20 protein-coding genes are annotated in these 18,354 nt (G+C 37.2%); 13 read left to right on the top strand and 7 right to left on the bottom strand.

Going from position 1 to position 18,354, the window contains the following annotated elements:
* Nucleotides 1-5 precede the first annotated feature (5 nt).
* From AEA09_RS10330 to AEA09_RS10315, 4 genes are all read left to right on the top strand, one after another.
* Entirely contained in the window at nt 6-1,196 is a 1,191-nt protein-coding gene (locus tag AEA09_RS10330; protein ID WP_053583754.1) for an MFS transporter, read from the top strand.
* A 143-nt stretch (nt 1,197-1,339) separates the two neighbouring features.
* Nucleotides 1,340-2,011, top strand: coding sequence for a hypothetical protein (locus tag AEA09_RS20315; protein ID WP_245622827.1), 672 nt, complete (start codon nt 1,340-1,342; stop codon nt 2,009-2,011).
* Nucleotides 2,012-2,184: 173 nt separating this feature from the next.
* Nucleotides 2,185-2,682, top strand: a complete 498-nt coding sequence (locus AEA09_RS10320) for a sigma-70 family RNA polymerase sigma factor (protein ID WP_053583753.1) — start codon at nt 2,185-2,187, stop codon at nt 2,680-2,682.
* Nucleotides 2,675-3,865, top strand: a complete 1,191-nt coding sequence (locus AEA09_RS10315; protein ID WP_053583752.1) for a hypothetical protein — start codon at nt 2,675-2,677, stop codon at nt 3,863-3,865. Before AEA09_RS10320 ends, AEA09_RS10315 begins: the two co-directional genes overlap by 8 nt.
* A 187-nt stretch (nt 3,866-4,052) precedes the next feature.
* Here the strand turns inward: AEA09_RS10315 and AEA09_RS10310 are convergent, their stop codons facing one another.
* The 3 genes from AEA09_RS10310 to AEA09_RS10300 all read right to left on the bottom strand — a co-directional run bounded on the left by AEA09_RS10310 (nt 4,053) and on the right by AEA09_RS10300 (nt 6,445).
* Entirely contained in the window at nt 4,053-4,799 is a 747-nt protein-coding gene (locus tag AEA09_RS10310; protein ID WP_053583751.1) for an amino acid ABC transporter ATP-binding protein, read from the bottom strand.
* Nucleotides 4,800-4,810: 11 nt separating this feature from the next.
* A complete protein-coding gene (locus AEA09_RS10305) occupies nt 4,811-5,467 on the bottom strand; it encodes an amino acid ABC transporter permease (protein WP_053583750.1) in 657 nt (218 codons plus the stop codon).
* Nucleotides 5,468-5,623: 156 nt separating this feature from the next.
* Complete coding sequence (locus AEA09_RS10300; RefSeq protein WP_053583749.1) at nt 5,624-6,445, bottom strand: amino acid ABC transporter substrate-binding protein; 822 nt, start codon at nt 6,443-6,445, stop codon at nt 5,624-5,626.
* A 295-nt stretch (nt 6,446-6,740) separates the two neighbouring features.
* Here AEA09_RS10300 and AEA09_RS10295 point away from each other — a divergent pair, with 295 nt between their 5' ends.
* The 3 genes from AEA09_RS10295 (at nt 6,741) to AEA09_RS19950 (ending at nt 8,891) form a co-directional block, all read left to right on the top strand.
* Nucleotides 6,741-7,442, top strand: coding sequence for a hypothetical protein (locus tag AEA09_RS10295; RefSeq protein WP_082332627.1), 702 nt, complete (start codon nt 6,741-6,743; stop codon nt 7,440-7,442).
* Nucleotides 7,443-7,908: 466 nt separating this feature from the next.
* On the top strand, nt 7,909-8,571 hold the full coding sequence (locus AEA09_RS10290) for a Dph6-related ATP pyrophosphatase (RefSeq protein WP_053583748.1): 663 nt from the start codon (nt 7,909-7,911) through the stop codon (nt 8,569-8,571).
* 71 nt (nt 8,572-8,642) lie between these two features.
* Nucleotides 8,643-8,891 carry a hypothetical protein gene (locus AEA09_RS19950; RefSeq protein ID WP_156312134.1) on the top strand — a complete coding sequence of 83 codons (249 nt, stop codon included), beginning with the start codon at nt 8,643-8,645 and terminating at the stop codon, nt 8,889-8,891.
* On the opposite strand, the gene AEA09_RS10285 is transcribed toward AEA09_RS19950, so the two are convergent.
* Nucleotides 8,888-9,280, bottom strand: coding sequence for a ribonuclease HI family protein (locus AEA09_RS10285; RefSeq protein WP_053583747.1), 393 nt, complete (start codon nt 9,278-9,280; stop codon nt 8,888-8,890). The two genes, AEA09_RS19950 and AEA09_RS10285, sit on opposite strands and share 4 nt — an antisense overlap.
* Nucleotides 9,281-9,544: 264 nt before the next feature.
* On the opposite strand from AEA09_RS10285, the gene AEA09_RS10280 reads away from it, so the two are divergent.
* Entirely contained in the window at nt 9,545-9,745 is a 201-nt protein-coding gene (locus tag AEA09_RS10280; protein WP_053583746.1) for a zinc-finger domain-containing protein, read from the top strand.
* A 566-nt stretch (nt 9,746-10,311) separates the two neighbouring features.
* On the opposite strand, the gene AEA09_RS10275 is transcribed toward AEA09_RS10280, so the two are convergent.
* Nucleotides 10,312-11,298 carry an SEC-C domain-containing protein gene (locus AEA09_RS10275; protein WP_053583745.1) on the bottom strand — a complete coding sequence of 329 codons (987 nt, stop codon included), beginning with the start codon at nt 11,296-11,298 and terminating at the stop codon, nt 10,312-10,314.
* 227 nt (nt 11,299-11,525) lie between these two features.
* Complete coding sequence (gene pepF / locus AEA09_RS10270) at nt 11,526-13,331, bottom strand: oligoendopeptidase F (RefSeq protein ID WP_053583744.1); 1,806 nt, start codon at nt 13,329-13,331, stop codon at nt 11,526-11,528.
* Between the two features lie 202 nt (nt 13,332-13,533).
* Here pepF and AEA09_RS10265 point away from each other — a divergent pair, with 202 nt between their 5' ends.
* From AEA09_RS10265 to AEA09_RS10250, 4 genes are all read left to right on the top strand, one after another.
* Nucleotides 13,534-13,977 carry a Dps family protein gene (locus tag AEA09_RS10265; protein ID WP_053583743.1) on the top strand — a complete coding sequence of 148 codons (444 nt, stop codon included), beginning with the start codon at nt 13,534-13,536 and terminating at the stop codon, nt 13,975-13,977.
* Between the two features lie 122 nt (nt 13,978-14,099).
* Nucleotides 14,100-14,588: a general stress protein gene (locus AEA09_RS10260; RefSeq protein WP_082332626.1), complete on the top strand. Its 489-nt coding sequence runs from the start codon at nt 14,100-14,102 to the stop codon at nt 14,586-14,588.
* 426 nt (nt 14,589-15,014) lie between these two features.
* A complete protein-coding gene (locus AEA09_RS10255; RefSeq protein WP_053583742.1) occupies nt 15,015-15,866 on the top strand; it encodes a leucine-rich repeat domain-containing protein in 852 nt (283 codons plus the stop codon).
* A 73-nt stretch (nt 15,867-15,939) separates the two neighbouring features.
* A complete protein-coding gene (locus AEA09_RS10250) occupies nt 15,940-16,329 on the top strand; it encodes a tautomerase family protein (protein ID WP_053583741.1) in 390 nt (129 codons plus the stop codon).
* Nucleotides 16,330-16,404: 75 nt separating this feature from the next.
* On the opposite strand, the gene AEA09_RS10245 is transcribed toward AEA09_RS10250, so the two are convergent.
* Nucleotides 16,405-17,301: a DMT family transporter gene (locus tag AEA09_RS10245; RefSeq protein ID WP_053583740.1), complete on the bottom strand. Its 897-nt coding sequence runs from the start codon at nt 17,299-17,301 to the stop codon at nt 16,405-16,407.
* 129 nt (nt 17,302-17,430) lie between these two features.
* Here AEA09_RS10245 and AEA09_RS10240 point away from each other — a divergent pair, with 129 nt between their 5' ends.
* Nucleotides 17,431-18,300: a LysR family transcriptional regulator gene (locus tag AEA09_RS10240; RefSeq protein WP_053583739.1), complete on the top strand. Its 870-nt coding sequence runs from the start codon at nt 17,431-17,433 to the stop codon at nt 18,298-18,300.
* The last annotated feature ends 54 nt before the right edge of the window (nt 18,301-18,354 follow it).

The following is an 18,354-nucleotide window of genomic DNA, read 5'->3' as shown; positions in this document are numbered from 1 at the left end:
TTGAAATGCAGCAAGAAGGAAACACCAAGATATGGACAAAGAGATTTATTAGTTTATTTTTAACAAATATTTCAGTGTTTTTTGTTTTTTATGGTTTAGTTACAACATTACCACTTTATGCAATTGGCGAACTTCATCTAACAGATAAGGAAGCTGGATTATTATTAACTAGTTTCTTAGTGTCGGCCATTATTGTACGTCCGTTTTCAGGGAAACTACTAGATATTTTTGGGAAGAAAAAACTTCTAGTCATTTCGATAGCGGGCTATTTTATTTGTACAGTGTTGTATTTAATTATTAATCCATTTGGTCTTTTACTAGGATTACGTTTTATACAAGGGATTTTCTTTAGTGTTATTACAACGGCATCGGGTTCTTTAGCGGCGGACATTGTACCAGTTAGTCGTAAAGGGGCCGGACTTGGTTATTTTACGATGTCTACAAACTTGGCGGTAGTCATTGGTCCGTTCATCGGTTTATTATTGATTCAATATAGTTCCTTTAATGTGTTATTTACTGTAATGAGTATTTGTGTATTAGCTGGTGGGTTGTTGGCTTTAACGATTAATACTGACGATTTACCAAAGCCTTCACATCAAGGGAAATTAACATTTAAGTTTAACGATTTGTTTGAACGTAAAGCATTACCAGTTGCGGCAATTGCTAGTTTAGTTGCATTTTCGTATGCAAGTGTTTTATCGTTTTTATCGGTTTACGCGCAGCAAAAAGATTTAATGGCTGTTGCGAGTCTGTTCTATGCGGTGTTTGCGGCAGCAATGCTAATCACGCGTCCGTATACAGGAAAGCTCTATGATACGAAGGGGGCGCAGTATGTTATTATTCCTGGGATTATCTCTTTTGCGATTGGATTAGTGATGCTTGCCTTTGTATCAGGCCCAGCCTTATTCCTATTCTCAGCTATTTTTATTGGTTTTGGTTATGGTGCTGTGACAACAAGTTTACAGGCATTAGCAGTACAATCGACACCGCATACTCGTAGCGGCTATGCAACGGCAACATACTTTACGATGTTTGACCTTGGAATTGCGCTAGGCTCTTACATATTAGGTATGGTTGCTGTTAATGCAGGCTATTCTACAGTCTATTTAACAGGTGCAGGTGTCTTAGCAATTGTTTTCGTGATTTATTTATTACGACTAGTGAAAATTAAAGCGAAAAACGTAGCACACGTTTAGGTAAGTTCATAATAGTATGAGAAAAATCCCTTCTTACAGCAATAGGATGTAAGAAGGGATTTTTGTTTGCTGAGAATAACCGTTCTATTTAAGTGAATGAATCATAAAAATGTACTAACATCCCAAATGATTGGAGGCACTGAATGAACAAAAAATCACTTATGTTAGTTGGGATTTTTGCCGCGATTTTAATTCTTTTTTCATTCGTATTGGCCAATTGGAATAACAGTAAAATAGAATTGGCGGATAATAATGATGAGAATTTGCAAATAAAAGGCGGAAAATTAAATGAACTAAGTGGCGTTGTTTTTAATACTACATCTGAAATTTTAAAAACGGAGGGTTATCAAACGAATAGAATGCTCGTTGATTCAAGAAAACCTAATCCATATATAGAAGTAATAGTAAACGATGAAAATGAAATATCAAGTATAGAGCAACAAGCAGTCCAAGAACTTGTATCAGACAGCGTATATTCAAAAACAAATATTTTGTTTGATGTTACGGTGCGAACAAAAAGTGTGGCTGAACGACTAGATGAAGAATGGCAACCAATTTTCAATGTAATAAGAATAAAAACGGATGAACAATTTGAGGAATATAGAGATTTTGCGTATTCGTTCTCTCCAGCTCCATTGCAAATTATTATCAAAACGCATTTGAAGAATTCTAAAGGGGACTCAAATTTAGAAAGGGTAGAGCGGATTGAAGAATATGTAGAGGGAATCATCGAGAAAAAAAGGGAAGAGTTATCAATTGAAGACTTGTCATACAAAATTATTGTTCTAAGTAAGGAAAATGAAAAATTAAATTAATGTACGATTATTATGGCTCTTTTTCAAAATATGTACTTTACTATAAAAGATATCTACTCTTTTATAAGCACATATTTTGGTGAAGAGCCATATTTTTATATAATTTCTTATTTTTTGAACAATATTCGCAATCTTTTACGTCTAATAATTAAAAGACCAGTTAGGATGATAATATGAGGCTGCTAATAGAGGAATACGGAGAATACCTATTCCATATGAGCTATTTATATGTGAAGGACAAGCAATTGGCAGAAGAAATTACACAGGACGTGTTTTTTACATATGCAACAAGTGTAGACGTTTTTCGGGGAGAGGCTGCACTAAAAACCTATTTGACAAGAATATTAATTAACCGCTGTCATGATGAATTACGTAAAATGAAGCGGAAAAACGTATTGCATTTTTTAACGCCGTTTTGGACAAACGAAAAATCTGCAGAGCAGGAAGTAATGAAGCAACAACAATTTCAAACATTAAAGCATGAGGTGATGGGTCTACCAATCCATTACCGAGAAGTCATTATTTTGTTTTATTATGAGGAATTTGAGGCTTGGGAAATTGCGGACTTACTTGATGTTTCTCAAAATACCGTACGCACTCGATTACGTAGAGGCAGGGACTTACTAAAATCCAAATTATCGTCACAATCGGAGGTATTTATCCATGAATAATTTAAAAGACCAGCTAAAACAGGAGCTTCGTACAGAGGCGCCATTCACTGAGGATATGAAGCAGCGCATTTTAAAGAATGGCCGACCAGGCAAGGCTCCTTCTAAAAAAATAAATTGGAAAGTGTCTGTAATTTCTCTGGCGTTTGTTTTAATTTTAGGTTTTGCCGTGATGTTACAATTCACACCGGACGGGGCGACGGCGTCAAAAACGGTGGCGGCATTGCCAACAGATCCGAATGAGCTTATGGCATTACTGCAGGAAAATGAAACTGTGCTACCAATTATCGAGTCGAATGGACAATTAGTTATCCGACCGGATACTTCATATTTAATGGGTAAGCAGTGGATGCTGTCGAACCTGCCGATGCTAATTGAACCAGAGGCAGAGATACAAGTAGGGGATTATGTTGCCTACTATGGTGTGGACGGGGTTAATGTTGCTAATGTGTACGGCGTTGCGGGTGATAATGTTCAAACATCGCAAAGACAAGTGACGTTAAATGGCGATTTTTTAGCTTTACCAGGCACGGTTGCACCAATTGAATTCGAAAATACTGAACAACAGGAAATTTTTAAGTATTATTTTGGGTATCGGTATCATTTAAATAGAAAGCAAAGGGATTATATCGATGTAGAATTGGAGGCATTGAGTACGGGTGAGTATGCCGTTTATACGAATGACAGTGGGCATACAGCAGGGGTTATAAAAGAATCTCAGCTTATTGGAAAAGTCGTAGGAATTGAAAAGCTTGAGCCGACGTTTACTTTAACAGCCGAGGAACAATCACTTTATGATGAGTTTAAAGAAAATTATGATTTGTCCTTACTCGTAGGCGTAGAACCGTTAACGATTACAAAAATATTTTTGCAAGCAGAAATGGAATTGGATTACGAAACATATTATGCGTTATTTACGAATCGTGAAGGTCCTGCGCGAGCGAGAATTGAGCATTATATTCAAGATACACGAAAAATAAAGGATTATTATTTTACAGAAGACATCCAAAGACTGTTAAGTGCATACACATTTAACGGCATTGAGAGAGGGAAATTTGAACAGAGAAGTGAAAATGGGGGTGTGATTAACATCCCCCCGACGGAATCGAATAATATATCGTCAGTAGGAATGATCAAAAATGAACAAGGAATTTGGCAACCAGCATTTACTGTACCTATTCAGTAATAATTTCCGATTAGTGGAAGAATTAGTGGGGGTACTCTATGAATATCTCCAGAACTGACCGAAAAAAAGGTGAGTATACGATAGTAGGATTGAAATAGAATTTGATGTCTTAGAACAAAGTCTAATCAATTATAATGAGCCATTCTATACAACAAATATAGAATGGCTCTGTTTTTTTAGTTTTACACTACTTTATGTTTTTCTGTAAAAATGCTTTTGTACGTTCATTTTGCGGGTTCGTGAAGAATGCTTCAGGATTATTTGCTTCGATAATTTCTCCGCCATCCATAAATACCACTTTATTGGCTACCTCGCGTGCAAAGCCCATTTCGTGCGTTACGACAATCATCGTCATGTGCTCCTCGGCTAAATCCTTCATGACTTTTAAGACTTCACCTGTCAGCTCTGGATCGAGTGCAGAGGTAGGTTCATCAAATAACAAAATTTGTGGATTCATCATTAGTGCACGTGCAATCGCCACACGTTGTTTTTGCCCACCAGACAAATTGGCAGGATAGGAATTCGCTTTATCAGACAAACCAACTTTTTGCAGTATGTCTTGACAACGACGTGAGATAGCATCAGGAGACTCTGTTTTCAGTAAGCTTGGAGCTATTTCGAGATTTCGCAGCACAGTTAAATGGGGGAATAAGTTAAAGTGTTGGAACACCATGCCCATTTTCGCTGTAATTTTTTTAATGTCCTGTGGTTTTGCATATGTATTGTCTTGGACTAAAAAGTCACCGTCCACACGAATGCTACCACCGTTAACTTCCTCTAAATGAATTAAACTACGAAGCATTGTACTTTTACCAGAACCAGATGGGCCGATCACGGCAACAACATCATTTTTCTCAATGTCAAATGTGATTTGTTTGAGTACTTCTAGCTCACCGAAGGATTTTTTTAAATTCGATACTTCCATAAGTGCCATACGATTCACCTCTATTCAAATTTAAAACGTCTTTCAAGCCACTTAAATAATACCGTTAATAAAAGCGTCATCACTAAATAAATAGCAGCAGCAATAAAGTACGGTACAATCGTGAAATCACGGTTTACAGCCGTTTGTGCGAAGTGGAGTAGTTCTGGTACAGCTACTGCATAAAGAAGAGCTGTGTCTTTAATAAGTGTCACAGATTCATTCGATAGGGCAGGTAGAGCCACGCGGAACATTTGCGGCATAATAATACGAGTTGTTGTTTGCCATTTTGATAAACCGAGCACTTGAGCTGCCTCATATTGACCTTTATCGATAGCAAGTAAGCCACCACGGAAAATTTCTGCAAAGTAGGCTGCATAGTTTAATATAAACCCAAGGCAAGCAGCGGTGAAGCGGTCTAGCACTAAATACTCACCGATTACTGGCATCATTGGTAAACCAAAGCAAATTACTAATAGCTGTAGTAATAACGGCGTGCCTCGCATTACGTAAATATATGTATGAGCAAACCATGATAGCGGTTTAACGCGGCTTTTCGCCGCTAAAGTTAGCAAGAAGCCAAGTGGAATCGATATAAGAATAGCAATAATGAACAGTAGCACCGTCATTTTTGCGCCTTCAAGCATTGGCAGAATCATTGTATTCCAGTAGTCCACCATAAAAATTTTCCCTCCCAAAAAGGGACTGTCCAATAAGCATAAAAGTACTTATTGGACAGCCTTTTATATCTAAGTAAAGTGCCAATAATGAGTTGCTTTCGTCACAGAAGAGGCTGTCTCAAATTCTTTTCAGACAGCCTCTTTGATAACATTCACTTATTTTAAAACCTTGTTTTCACCAAACCATTTTTCAGAAATTTCAGCTGCAGTCCCATCTTCGTTCATTTGATCTAAAGCAGCTTGAAGTTTTTCTAATAATGCTTCATTTCCAGGTTTTACACCGACACCATATTGTTCAGGCGAAAGTGATTCTTCTAATAGCTTGAATGTATCTTTTTCTTGTGCCATGTAATATTCTGCTACAACTAAATCGATTACGACAGCCTTCACACGACCTGTTTTTAAGTCTGTTAACGCTAAAACGTTATCAGCGAATTCTGTAATAGCTTTAACTTCTTTATGAATCGGGTTAGCATTTAATGCATCTAATGCAGAAGATTTCGCTTGAAGACCAACTTCTACTCCTGCTAAATCACTAAGTGCTTTAATAGATGAATCTTTTAAAGTTAACACAACTTGTGCGTTTTCTAAGTATGGCTTTGTGAATAATACTTTTTCTTTACGCTCATCTGTAATTGTGTAGCCATTCCAGATTAAGTCGATACGACCACTAATTAATTCAACTTCTTTTGTATTCCAGTTAATTGGCTGGAATTCAGCCTCAACGCCCATGTGCTCAGCGGCAGCACGTGCATAGTCAATATCAAAGCCGACGATTTCATTTTTTTCATCTCGGAAGCCCATTGGCGCGAACTTATCATCAATACCGATAATGACTTTTTCTGTTTTTGCAGATGTTGGTACTTTGTCTTTGTCAGATGTACTGTCTGCGGAACCTGACTTTTCTTCGGATGCTCCACAAGCTGCTAGAAATAGAACAGCTGTAAACATGAATAGAAGTGTGAAAATACGCTTCATTATAAATTTCCCCCTCAAAAAAATAATAATTCTCTTACTAGAAAACAATAATATTTTGCTTTCTCTTACTAAACTACTAATGTGTCAAAGCATATCATCGCGTTATTTAGTTGTCAATATCTTTTCTGAATAATTAGAAAGTCACGCATATTTAGAATTGTGCGTTAAAAACAACTCTATTTGAAGTAGTTGGGAACTGAATATATTTATAAGAGGGTAGATTATTATTTTAATGAATAGCTTTCTGTAACTTTTTTTGGGAAATCCAGTCTACTTGTGTAAAGAGGTGAAGCCTATGAAAAAATGGATAATGCTGAGTTCACTCGTTGTTTTATTAGCAGGCTGTCGATCAAACATATTAGGTGGTCAAACGATAATTGGTTGGGTTGATTTTATAAAATGGGATGGTAAGGAATATATCGCTATTAATACTGGTGCGTTAGCTGATGAACAATATGTAGGGAAGCAACTCGGGACGGTCCAATTTAAAGTAGCTGACAATGTCACGAATCCATCGTACAAAACAAAAGATGGGGATGCTGCCTTCCATGAAAAGGGTACAGAAATTTACGCAGTTGAAGGGGAGGGCGATATGATTGCCGTAAAGGATGAGCAGGCTATTAATGGCTATCGAATTTATTATGAGAGCGAAAGCACCGACTATACATGGCATTTTAAAGATCTACCTGTAGACGAAGTGAAGAAAGTAGAAATTTATGAAGCTTACACATTAGAAGGAAGTAATCGAATCGCTGACATAATAAATACTGAGGACGTAGCCCGCTTCCTTGATATTTTGAAGAACAGTAAGGAAGATGAATCATTCCAACCGAATACTGACAACGGAGATCCTTTATATTACGAAATCGTGTTGTTCACAGATGAGTCGGTTGCTTATAAATACAACGTGCAATTTGACGGAACTACGTATTTTTGGTCCCCGTGGGATACGGCAATTTTATCGAATGAAATAAAACAATTTATCCCTTATAATTAGGAACTCAACTTCTGTAAAATTAAATCGTAGCTATTGATCAATTGCATAGTAGGCACTTTTATTATTTGCTATTTACCAAATGCATTTGGAATATTGTGGTTCATCACTAAGAGTCGTGGATAATATTTGAATAAAGTGTGTATTGAATTTAGATTGCTGTTGAATGGAGTGGAGGCTAGGCGAGTGTAGCTGACGGCATTCGCCTTTCGCTACAGAGCAAAGCTTCCTGGGGGAAATACTTAAAGGAACAAAGGTTTAAACGCCACATCGTGTGACAACGCCTTCGTGACCAACATCCTGTTGGTCCGAGACCCTGGAGCGAGCTTGCGAGTGAAGCGGCTCATCAGACGCCCCCCGAAAAGCGCCCAGCTGGAACGGAAATTAACCCCAAGCTATGGTGATTTGCCAATATTATTGATATTATTATAAGTTTTATGACAAGTTTTAAAAAAGGAGTGAATCTACTATGGAAAACGTACATTTTGTTGCATCTTGGAGTGGTGGAAAAGATTCGGCACTGGCCTATTATCGGGCATTAAAATTAGGGATGGTTCCGAAAAAAATAGTAACGATGTTTGAGGAGGATGATGAGATTTCTAAGTCTCATGCAATTCCTTTAGACGTTGTAAAAGCACAAGTGGATCGATTGGGCGTCCCGCTTTTAACTAAATCTGCAAGTTGGGGCTCATATGAGGGGCAATTTATCGATGCGATGGATGCATGTCGAGCTGAAGGCATTACGCACGGCGTGTTCGGTGATATTGATTTGCAAGATCATTTGGAATGGGTCCAAAAAACATGTGCGAAATCGGATATTATAGCCGTTCATCCGTTATGGAATATGTCCCGCCTGTCAGTGGTAGAGGAACTGTTAGAGGCTGGTTTCGAGTCATGGATTATTGTAGTGAATACAACGATGATGCCTGCTTCCTATGTTGGTAAAAGATTAACAAAAGAAATAGTGGAGGAATTAGAAGCAGCAGGCATCGATGCGTGTGGCGAGAACGGTGAGTTTCATACAATTGTAGTGGATGGCCCAATTTTCTCCGAGCGTGTTCCTATCACCATTTCTTCTCCTATAGAAAGAGGACAGTATGTTTTCTCTCCAGTGTCGTTAGAAGAAAAATGAAAACAGGACCGTACTAGATTCCTTCTAGATAAAGAAGGGCATCAATAAAAATTAATAACCATCAAATCAAAATGGATGTCGAGTCGCTCAAGCTGGGCGCCAAGTCGCTCAACTCTGGTTCAAAGTCGCTCAACCTTGGTTTAAAGTCGCTCAACCTCGGCGCAAAGTCGCTCAACCTTGGTTTAAAGTCGCTCAACCTCGGCGCCAAGTCGCTCATCCTGGGTTCAAAGTCGCTCAACCCCGGCGCAATGTCGCTCAATCAGAGGGTCGATTCTTACTTTAGACAGCTCTTTGTTTGTCGACAATCGAAACTGCTTTAATTTTTCCCTTTTTGAATGGCCGCACGTGCTAATGCATCTGCGGCTTTGTTTTGTTCATCTGGCACCCATTTTATGAAAAATAAATCGAAGCTTGCTGCAAGTTGTAAGGCCTGCTCAAGAAGAGGTTTAAATTCTTCGTTTTTTACATATTCTTTTTCAATAGAGGCTACAACGATTTTTGAATCAGAACGAACGGAAACAAGCGATGTGCCAAGTTTTTTCGCTTCTTCTAAACCACGTACTAACGCGGTGAATTCGGCAATATGATTATTGGATATACCGATATATTCACTAATTTGCTTGTGATGGCCTTCACCCTTGATGAAGATGCCAATACCACTTGGGCCAGGATTACCAGCACTTGCTGCATCTATATATACTTCTAACATAGGATCCCTACTTTACAAAAAAATAATGTATGTTCATATTGTACAATAAGAAAAGATTTTCACAATCATCAATTGCGCATGAATTCCACAATTCAGCAGGCATATAGACACCTATTCCATGGAATACTAAATCTGTATTCATCGACTTATGAAATTGGAGGAACAAAAACTGAATCATATTGAACAAAATAGTTGTCTAGAAAAAATCTTCCCTGCATAATAGGAAGAAGTGAAAATGAGCGTGAAAGGAGCGAGAGTTTTCAATTGGATAAAGTGACAGTCATGAAGGATATTGACGAGCTACACGATACGTATTGTGGTGATTGCTTAGTGATCAAACAGTTGCGTAAAGATCGTGGAAAAACAAGGGCTCATCGCTTTTGTATCACATCTTGTACAGTAGGCGAGCAGTTGCAATTTTTAGGTGAAGAACTAATGAAAGTATATAAAGCAGAGGAAATATAGAAATTATAAGCGAGGTATTCGACAAAACAAAAGTCGAGTATCTCGCTTTTCTTATTTATAACTGAATCGAATACATCAATGTTACTTATAGTTATTATATCACACTAGATAATAGGTGGTAAAATATTGTTGGTATATTTTAGTCGTATTGGTATTAAAAATCTGATAAAATAAGGGTAATTTTTAATAAATGTTGTATACTTTTTATTAATTATATATTATACTAACGTAGTATTATTATTCTCCTCTAGTTCATAAACAACTACAATATGTATGAATTAAAGCATCTTGGGCGATAATAATACATGGTTGGTTACCATAGTTAAATTTATAAAAAGGCTGATAAGTCGTCTCCATAGACAACTTATCAGCCTTTTTATGTTTATCTTCATTCAATGAATGTTACAGATTTTGAACTCTATGTAAAAGCAGTGTGTCAGCAACAGACGTTTCTTGTACCGGAAGCGTTAGCGACAGGTACAAGTACACAGAGGTATAATAGATTAAAAACACCCTTTATCGAGGAGTATATAAATTCCATCGGCAAAGGGCGTTAGTTACATTATCTATTCTTTTTCAGCTTTATAGCTACATAAATCTTGATAGTATTTTGTTAAAGATGAAGCAGAGATATCGAAGGTTGCAGCGATTTCTTTCACATTCATCGATAATGATTCAAATAGGCCGTTTTCTTGCCCATAACGAATCGCTCCAGCTGCGATCGCAGCTTCTTTACGAGCTGTAGGTTGACCTTCAATTAAATAATCTTCTAATAGCTCTAGCATAGGTGTTGTTTCACGTTCATTTTCCTCAAGGAAATCTTTTACTTGCGTTAACACACCACTTTCAAAGCTAGAGAATTCTTCACCTTTATAGCCGTTTGACACAAGTAGTTCCCAGAATGATAAATGATCTTCTTGTAAAAATGCCTCAACTGATTTCTTTGATACTTCAAAGTTTTTCTTCAATTGATCGAATACCTTTACGTGGTCTAGCGGGAAGAAAATAAGCGTTGATACTGCTAAGTAATTTGATTCGTTCGCTGTACCATCTGGTAGGATAAAGGCAAATACATGCATACCTTCAGGAATCGGCTTGTCGTTTTCACGACGGATGTTAATAACCTCATTCGAAAGATCATGTGTTGCTTGGAAGTAGTCTTCTTCCACGGCATTTACAGTTCCAATGAATAAAGTAGGTCGTGACCAGCCTTCTAAAACTTTTAGAGTAGAAGGGCGTACAATTTTTTTCATTGTCTTCTTTAGATAGCCTGTCCAAATTTTTGGTTCTTGATGAAAGAAGAAATCATCCAATGCGATTGCTTCAATAAGCTCACGCTGAAGTACGCTTTCTAATTTTGGCTGCCAAACACCGACATGGTCAATATATGCACGAACATCTTTGCGTTCTGGATATTCTAAATAAAATGTTTGTAGTACGCGTTCTAGTTCTTCAATTGCCACAGTCTCAACGGTTACTTGTTGTTTACCTTCACAACATTTTTTATATTTTTTGCCACTACCACATGGGCATGGATCATTACGTTTTACCATAATTAATACACTTCCTTTGAAAATTCTTATTAGATATTTGCTATTTATATTGCGCTCTTATAATAATAACGGTACTTTCGTATGAAGAAAAATGATTATCTATTTTGAAATATCAGAAATAATGGAGGGACGCCCTGATTCTATTTTATGTACAACTTTACTAGTTTAGAACAAAAAAAATAATAAAGCCATCCATGCGCAAAAAATGTGCACGGACGGCTTTTTTCTTATGCTTCTATTTTTGAAGTTAGTTGTTCAAGTTGGTTGATTAAATCGCCAATATAAGCAATCGTGTTACGAAGCGGCTGGTCTGTTGTCACATCGACACCTGCCATTTTCGCTAGTTCTACTGGTGATTTCGTGCCGCCAGCTTGTAGGACAGTTAACCATTCATCTACAGCCGTATTGCCTTCTTTTAAAATACGTTGTGATACTTGAGTTGAAATTGTAAGACCTGCGCTATATGTGTATGGATATAAGCCCATATAGTAGTGAGGCTGACGCATCCATGTAAGTTCGGCACCCTCTGTGATTTCGACAGCATCACCCCAGAAGTCTTCAAGCACAGCACGTTTTAATTGATTTAAGACAGTTGCGTTTACTGATTCGCCGTTATCAATAAGCTCATACACTTTACGCTGATATGCAGCTTCTAGTAAATGTGTGACGAAGTTATGATAATACGTTTTCGATACAATATTTGAAATTACCCAACGTTTAAAGCGCACGTCTTCATTATGCGTTAATAAATAGTTTGCTAGGAGCATTTCGTTCATCGTAGATGGTGCTTCGATAAAGTATAGAGAAGGGCGACTATTGAAATACGATTGATGTGCATGTGCATTGGCAAAATGGCCTGCATGTCCAAGCTCATGCGTTAGCGTAAATACTTCGCTCATACGCTTATTCCACGATATTAAGATGTATGGATGACTACCATATGGGCTTGAACAAAATGCGCCTGTTGATTTACCTTTGTTGGGAGCATAGTCAATCCAGCGTTCATTAAAGGCTTGTTCAATCATTTGATTGTAGTCATCACCCATGATAGCTAGGGATTTTTCAACATAATCCTTCGCTTCATCCATTGTCACTTTCGGATCATAGCTTGGATCTAATGCAATTTTTAAATCTGCAAACGTCATCTTTTCTAAGCCATGTGCCTTTTGGATGAGCTTTGCATATCGACGCATATGCGGTGCGAGTTCTTTCGTAATCAAATCAATTTGACGATTGTAAAGCTCACGATCTACGTCTTGGTCAAATAATAAATAATCAATCACAGAGTCAAAGCCCCGTAGATTTGCCATTGTTTTTTCTTGTTGCACATGTGTGTTATACACTTTTGCAGTTGTGTGCTGATAGTCACGTAATTTTGAAGAAAATGCTTCAAAGGCAGCGCGACGAACATCAGTGTCTGCTTCTTGTTCCCAGTCATTTTCAAATAATACGTAGCTGAGAGGATGGCTAGTGCCGTTCACTTCAAATTCACCAAAGTGCATATCCACAAGTTTTGTTGTGTTATACGTTTCATAAGGAGCATCAAAAGTGGCGCTAAGAGAAGCTAATGCTTTTTCCACTTCAGGATGAAGTTGATGTGGTTTTTGTTTTAATAGCTCATCTAAAAAGTGCTTATAAAGTGGGCTTAAAGTAGCCGCTTCTTCAAGCACAGTTGTTGGTAAATTAAGAAGTTCACTGCGAACAAAGGATAAAGAGCTGCTAATTTTTGCAATGGCTGAGCCAAATTTTGCTGCACGCATTTGCGCAGAATCATCTGTACGGTCCACCTCTAAATTCAAGCTAGCATAAGCACCCACTGGTACAATGCTTTCCTGTAGTGCTTCATAGGCAATTAACACATCGATGACTTTTTGTGCATCGGTAATAGAGTCTTTGTACGTACGTTCGAAGTTTACTGCATCCTCCACAACTTGTGCTAATGCAGGATCGAAATCTTTGTCTTGCTCTAATAAACCGCCTAAATTCCATGTTTGTTCTACAGGAACATCTTTTCGTAATGGCAATGCTTCCATGAAAGTCCACCCCTTTTTTGTAAGTTACTTCATTATAGCTAAAATATTCCGACATGTTAAATAATTGTTTAGAAGTGTGTGATTAATAGTGGGAATTTGATGTTCGATGTTTCAAATTATGCTAGTGGGGAATAAATGTTAGTGTAGCATCATTCTAGTGAAGAAAGATGCAAAATAACTAATATTTTGGAGGAGATTAATAATGGCACAAGAACTGAACAAGGAATTAAACAATTTGGTATCTACATGGTCAGTGCTTTACACGAAACTACACAACTACCATTGGTATGTGACAGGTAGTGCGTTCTTTACGCTCCATGCAAAGTATGAGGAATTATATAACGAAGCGACGTTGAATTTAGATGAGGTTGCAGAGCGAATTTTATCAAAAGGTGGTAAGCCGGTTGCGACGTTAAAAGAGCATCTAGAGCTTTCCTATATAGAAGAAGCAACAGGGAAAGAAACGACTGTGGAAATGGTCGAAACAACGATTTCAGATTTTGAAAAGATTATGAAGGCTTTAAATTCTACAATGGAACTAGCTGCTGAAGTAGGCGATGATCGTACAGAGGATTTACTCAATGCGATGTACCAATCCATTGAAAAGCATGCATGGATGCTAAAAGCATTCCTAGGCAATAAATAATTGAATCGCATTCATAATTCATGACAAATATTACAGAAATATTAATTGAGCTTACTATGCGTTTCATCTCAAGTGATTGGGGGAAAAACATAGTAAGCCAAACAAATTAGGAGGAATTGGACATGGTAGTATATGAAAACAATGAACAAAATCAACGAATTGAAGTGGCTCATACAAAACAGGAAATGCTTCGTATTTTAGAGGGTATGCGTTTGGATGGTTTTAATTACCAGGATATTAATATTATTACGAAGGATTCATCACAACTTGAAGCTGTAAAAGGGGACGCTGATGTAAAAACACATGAAGCAGGTAACTGGGTAGACCAATTTAAATCATGGTTTACTGGTGATACAGCGGAAACAGAAGGGTTAAAGCGTTTTGAGTTAACAGATGGACAATTAGCGTATTATGGGCAGTTACTTGAGCAAGGGGCTATCATTTTATATGCAGAACATGAAGATATTTCAGTTGATCCAGACTTAACTACAACCGATTCATTCGTCGATACTATTGATAATACTGCTGCTACTACACTTCAACCCGACACTCGCTCAAATACTCGAGCGCGACGACTTGACGAGGACAATATAAAAAGAAGATCTATTTAACAGGATACAGTAGAAGCCCAACTTCTATAAGTATCGGAAAGAATGCAATTTTAGCAACCAATTCAGATGTATCCAAATGTCCACCGAATAGTGGAACTCAGGCTAAGGTCGCGCCGTCCTGCGGCAACGCCTGAGTAACCAATATTCGGTAGGACAAAGTATTTGGTGGATGCCAAAGATTTTGAATTGTTTGTTATGTGAAACCGAAGCATCAGCCATAATAACGGCTAAAATAATTGATCGATAAAGCAGAGTAAGCATAGTCATGCGCTCTGCTTTTTTTGTATCCTGTTTTCTAAACTGTTTGACGGAGAAGTTAGCCAATTGAAGCCATATCCACAAGAGAATAATAGGTTTCAACATATTGATTTCATAGAGAGTATTGAATTATGCTAAGATTGTATTTTCAAAAAAGGAGGCAGACAAATGGAACTAAACTTTCCTCATCTGAAATTAAAAGCTTTACCTAATTTAGATGCACCAATAAATGAAATAACAAAATTAAATCTTTTTGATAATGAGTTTACAACGATCCCTTCAGAAATCTTTAAAATGAACAGATTGAAAATTTTGAATATATCAGCGAATAAGATCAGTAAAATACCTGTTGAGATTGAGAATCTAACAGAACTTAGAATGCTGGATGCAGGGCATAATGAAATTGACGTTATTCCTCCTGAAATTGGCTCCCTTCATAATATGGAGGATTATTTGTATTTTCATAATAATAAAATACAATCTATTCCACCTGAAATCTCTAAGTTGGTCAAAGTGAAATACTTAAACCTCAGTGACAATAAATTAATGAAATTACCGGCTGAAATTGGAGATTTGACCAATCTTATAGAACTACGTGTAATGAATAATCTATTAAAAGAATTACCGGACAGTATTAGTAGAATAAGAAACTTGAAGGAATTACATTTAAAAAATAATCAAATCACGACTCTTCCGGAAAATTTAGGGGACTTGTCATTATTACGTGTTTTAGATATGGAAGATAATCAATTAAAAGAGATACCTCAATCGTTACATAAATGTTTAAGGTTGAGACGATTAAATTTGAGACATAATCAATTGACCACATTGCCTGAAGAGATTGGACAATTGAAGAATTTATTAGAAATTGATCTAAGAAGTAATCTTCTAACTGAATTACCAAAATCATTACTGAAAATTGAGGGGTTAGAACGTCTGGATCTTAGATGGAATCACCAATTAAACATACCAAAATGGTTAGGTGAATTGGAGCAAAAAGATTGCATTGTTTATTTGTAGGATGGGGAAAAGGCCGAACTAACCACGCAAGAATTGGGATAATGGTAAGTTAAGATGAGAGAGGTGTGATGGAATGGGGCAAATTAAAGTTTATGGGTTGAAAGAAAATTTAAATCCAATGAAAGAGACCTTATCGAATGTGATTCATGCATGTATGGTGGAAGCACTGAAATATCCCACGGATAAGAAATTTCATCGTTTTTTTCCGATGGACAAAGAAGATTTTTATTTTGCAAATGGAAGAACAGATGCTTACACGATTATAGAGATTAGTATGTTTGAAGGTCGAACGATTGAAGCAAAAAAGAAATTAATCAATCTACTTTTCGAACGCATAGGCAGTAAATTGCACATCACTCCAGAAGATATTGAAATCACCATTTTTGAAACGCCAAAACATAACTGGGGGATCAGAGGATTACCTGGAGATGAGTTAGAACTGTATTATAAAGTAACAGTTTAAAAGTAAGGGTAGTGGATTGCCCAAACAGCAAAACAGCACGCCTCATTCGAATGAAGCGTGCTGTTTTATATTCACTTAAATAGCTTTTTCGTGTGCATTTTTTTTGAAAAATCGCATGATATGTAACTGTTCGAACTGTGCGATTAAGTTACCAAATAAAATAAAGCCACCGCCGATTAGTAGTTTCGTTGTGATTCCTTCGCCTAAAAACATGACCGCAAACATGGCTGCGAAGATTGGTTCTAATGAGAAAATCAAGCCAGTATGGGTAGGTGTTGTAAACTGTTGTGCAACAGTTTGTCCAACGAAACAAAAGGCACCACAGACAATCCCTAAACCTAAAATGGCAATCCAAGAAATGGTCGTATTCGGTAGTGTTGGCGTCTCAAATAGAAATGTTAAAACGAGCGCGTATATCCCTGCAAAACCTAGTTGGTAAATGCCGTAGGAAATCGATTCAACCTTACGTGTGAAAGAGCTATTTAACAGTAAATAGATGGCATAGCAAAGCGCTGCAAGGGCCATTAAAATATCACCTTTATGAAATGTGAAAGAGCCCTGTGCTGTTAAAATAACAATACCAATCATAGTTGAAACAATCGCAAAACTAACGGCTTTTGACGGTAATTTTTTTTCGATAAAGCTACTCATAATAGGTACTAACACGACAGTTAAGCTTAAAATAAAGCCTGCGTTTGAAGCCGAAGTAGTTTCTAATCCAAATAAGCTAAGTGCAAACAAAAGGAGCAAGAAGAAGCCTTGAATTGCTGCATATTTTAATGTTTTGAAATTGACTTTGATCATGCGTTTATAAAAAATTAGACCTGCTGCAAAAAAAGCGATTAAACAGCGTAATGCGACCACGTTATAAGCGGCCAATGTTTCAAGCCCCATCACCATAAATGTATAGGACATACCCCAAAACATTGTCACGATTATCATCAATATATTTGCTTTTCCTTGAATACTCATTATGCTCACCTATAGTCTCTGTACTAAAACAGTTAATTGATAAAATTTACTATATATCTTACATTGAGATTAGTAAAACGAATGTTTATAATGAGTAGTATTAAAATAATTAATGGATGGTACAATACGGTGAGTTTAGTAAAATATGAAATACTGAGTAAAGTAGCAGAACAAATGAGTTTCACGAAGGCTGCGGAAACACTCGGGTTAACACAATCGGCTGTCAGTCATGCGATTTCGAGCTTAGAAAAAGAACTAGGCTTTGCCCTAATCCACCGCAGTCGGACTGGTATGACGTTAACTAGTGAGGGGCAAACAATGCTTGTGCACATGCGACATGTATTGGATGCAGATGAATTATTACAACAAGAAGCGGCCCAGATCCTTGGGCTGACACGGGGAAAAGTGAGGATAGGTGTGATTTCTAGTATTTCGTCAAACTGGATGCCGGAAATTATTCAAATTATGGATAATAACTATCCTGGAATTCAAGTTGAACTGCGTGAAGGGGACTATTTTGAAATTGAGCAATGGCTACAGAGTGGCGAAGTCGATGCTGGATTTTTAAATGGTGAAAAGTCCGATCAATTTCAATTTATCGAGCTACGCCATGATCCACTTCTCTGCATCGTATCCGACAAGAGTCCTTTATATGATAAAGAAGAGATTGATATCGTCGAGTTAGAGAATATGCCGTTTATTATGACGTCTTATAGGGGTAAAAATGATGTGAAGCTTCTTCTCGAACAGTACCATGTAAAGCCAAACATTCGCTTTGAGTTATCAGAAGAAGTGGGCATAATTTCGATGATTACACATAATTTAGGCATGAGTATTTTACCGAAATTAGTAATTGACCGATTTCCAGCTTCACTGAGAACGATACCCTTAAAACAAGGAGGATACCGTACAATTGGATTGGCCTTGAAACACCAAGCCTCACCAGTCACGAAAAAATTCGCAGAAATATTAAAAACTTGGGTGGAAGAGCAAAATTAGAAATAGGTAATTATGCTATTTTACGCTAAAATAGAGCTTGTATATTTATGAAGA

Origin of the sequence: Lysinibacillus contaminans, from assembly GCF_001278945.1 — a bacterium.
Classification (GTDB): Bacteria; Bacillota; Bacilli; order Bacillales_A; family Planococcaceae; genus Lysinibacillus; species Lysinibacillus contaminans.
Note: the sequence above shows the minus strand (reverse complement) of the source record. Positions and strands in the feature narration are given on the sequence as shown.

Coding starts and splice junctions, on each gene's coding strand:
- AEA09_RS10245 (WP_053583740.1), bottom strand. CDS start 17,301: ATGAGTATTCAAGGAAAAGCAAATATATTGATGATAATCGTGACAATG.
- AEA09_RS10315 (WP_053583752.1), top strand. CDS start 2,675: ATGAATAATTTAAAAGACCAGCTAAAACAGGAGCTTCGTACAGAGGCG.
- AEA09_RS19950 (WP_156312134.1), top strand. CDS start 8,643: ATGGATGTCGAGTCGCTCAAGCTGGGCGCCAAGTCGCTCAACTCTGGT.
- AEA09_RS10300 (WP_053583749.1), bottom strand. CDS start 6,445: ATGAAGCGTATTTTCACACTTCTATTCATGTTTACAGCTGTTCTATTT.
- AEA09_RS10260 (WP_082332626.1), top strand. CDS start 14,100: ATGGTAGTATATGAAAACAATGAACAAAATCAACGAATTGAAGTGGCT.
- AEA09_RS10285 (WP_053583747.1), bottom strand. CDS start 9,280: ATGTTAGAAGTATATATAGATGCAGCAAGTGCTGGTAATCCTGGCCCA.
- AEA09_RS10320 (WP_053583753.1), top strand. CDS start 2,185: ATGAGGCTGCTAATAGAGGAATACGGAGAATACCTATTCCATATGAGC.
- AEA09_RS10330 (WP_053583754.1), top strand. CDS start 6: ATGCAGCAAGAAGGAAACACCAAGATATGGACAAAGAGATTTATTAGT.
- AEA09_RS10305 (WP_053583750.1), bottom strand. CDS start 5,467: ATGGTGGACTACTGGAATACAATGATTCTGCCAATGCTTGAAGGCGCA.
- AEA09_RS10250 (WP_053583741.1), top strand. CDS start 15,940: ATGGGGCAAATTAAAGTTTATGGGTTGAAAGAAAATTTAAATCCAATG.
- AEA09_RS10310 (WP_053583751.1), bottom strand. CDS start 4,799: ATGGCACTTATGGAAGTATCGAATTTAAAAAAATCCTTCGGTGAGCTA.
- AEA09_RS10295 (WP_082332627.1), top strand. CDS start 6,741: ATGAAAAAATGGATAATGCTGAGTTCACTCGTTGTTTTATTAGCAGGC.
- AEA09_RS10275 (WP_053583745.1), bottom strand. CDS start 11,298: ATGGTAAAACGTAATGATCCATGCCCATGTGGTAGTGGCAAAAAATAT.
- AEA09_RS10265 (WP_053583743.1), top strand. CDS start 13,534: ATGGCACAAGAACTGAACAAGGAATTAAACAATTTGGTATCTACATGG.
- AEA09_RS10255 (WP_053583742.1), top strand. CDS start 15,015: ATGGAACTAAACTTTCCTCATCTGAAATTAAAAGCTTTACCTAATTTA.
- AEA09_RS20315 (WP_245622827.1), top strand. CDS start 1,340: ATGAACAAAAAATCACTTATGTTAGTTGGGATTTTTGCCGCGATTTTA.
- pepF (WP_053583744.1), bottom strand. CDS start 13,331: ATGGAAGCATTGCCATTACGAAAAGATGTTCCTGTAGAACAAACATGG.
- AEA09_RS10290 (WP_053583748.1), top strand. CDS start 7,909: ATGGAAAACGTACATTTTGTTGCATCTTGGAGTGGTGGAAAAGATTCG.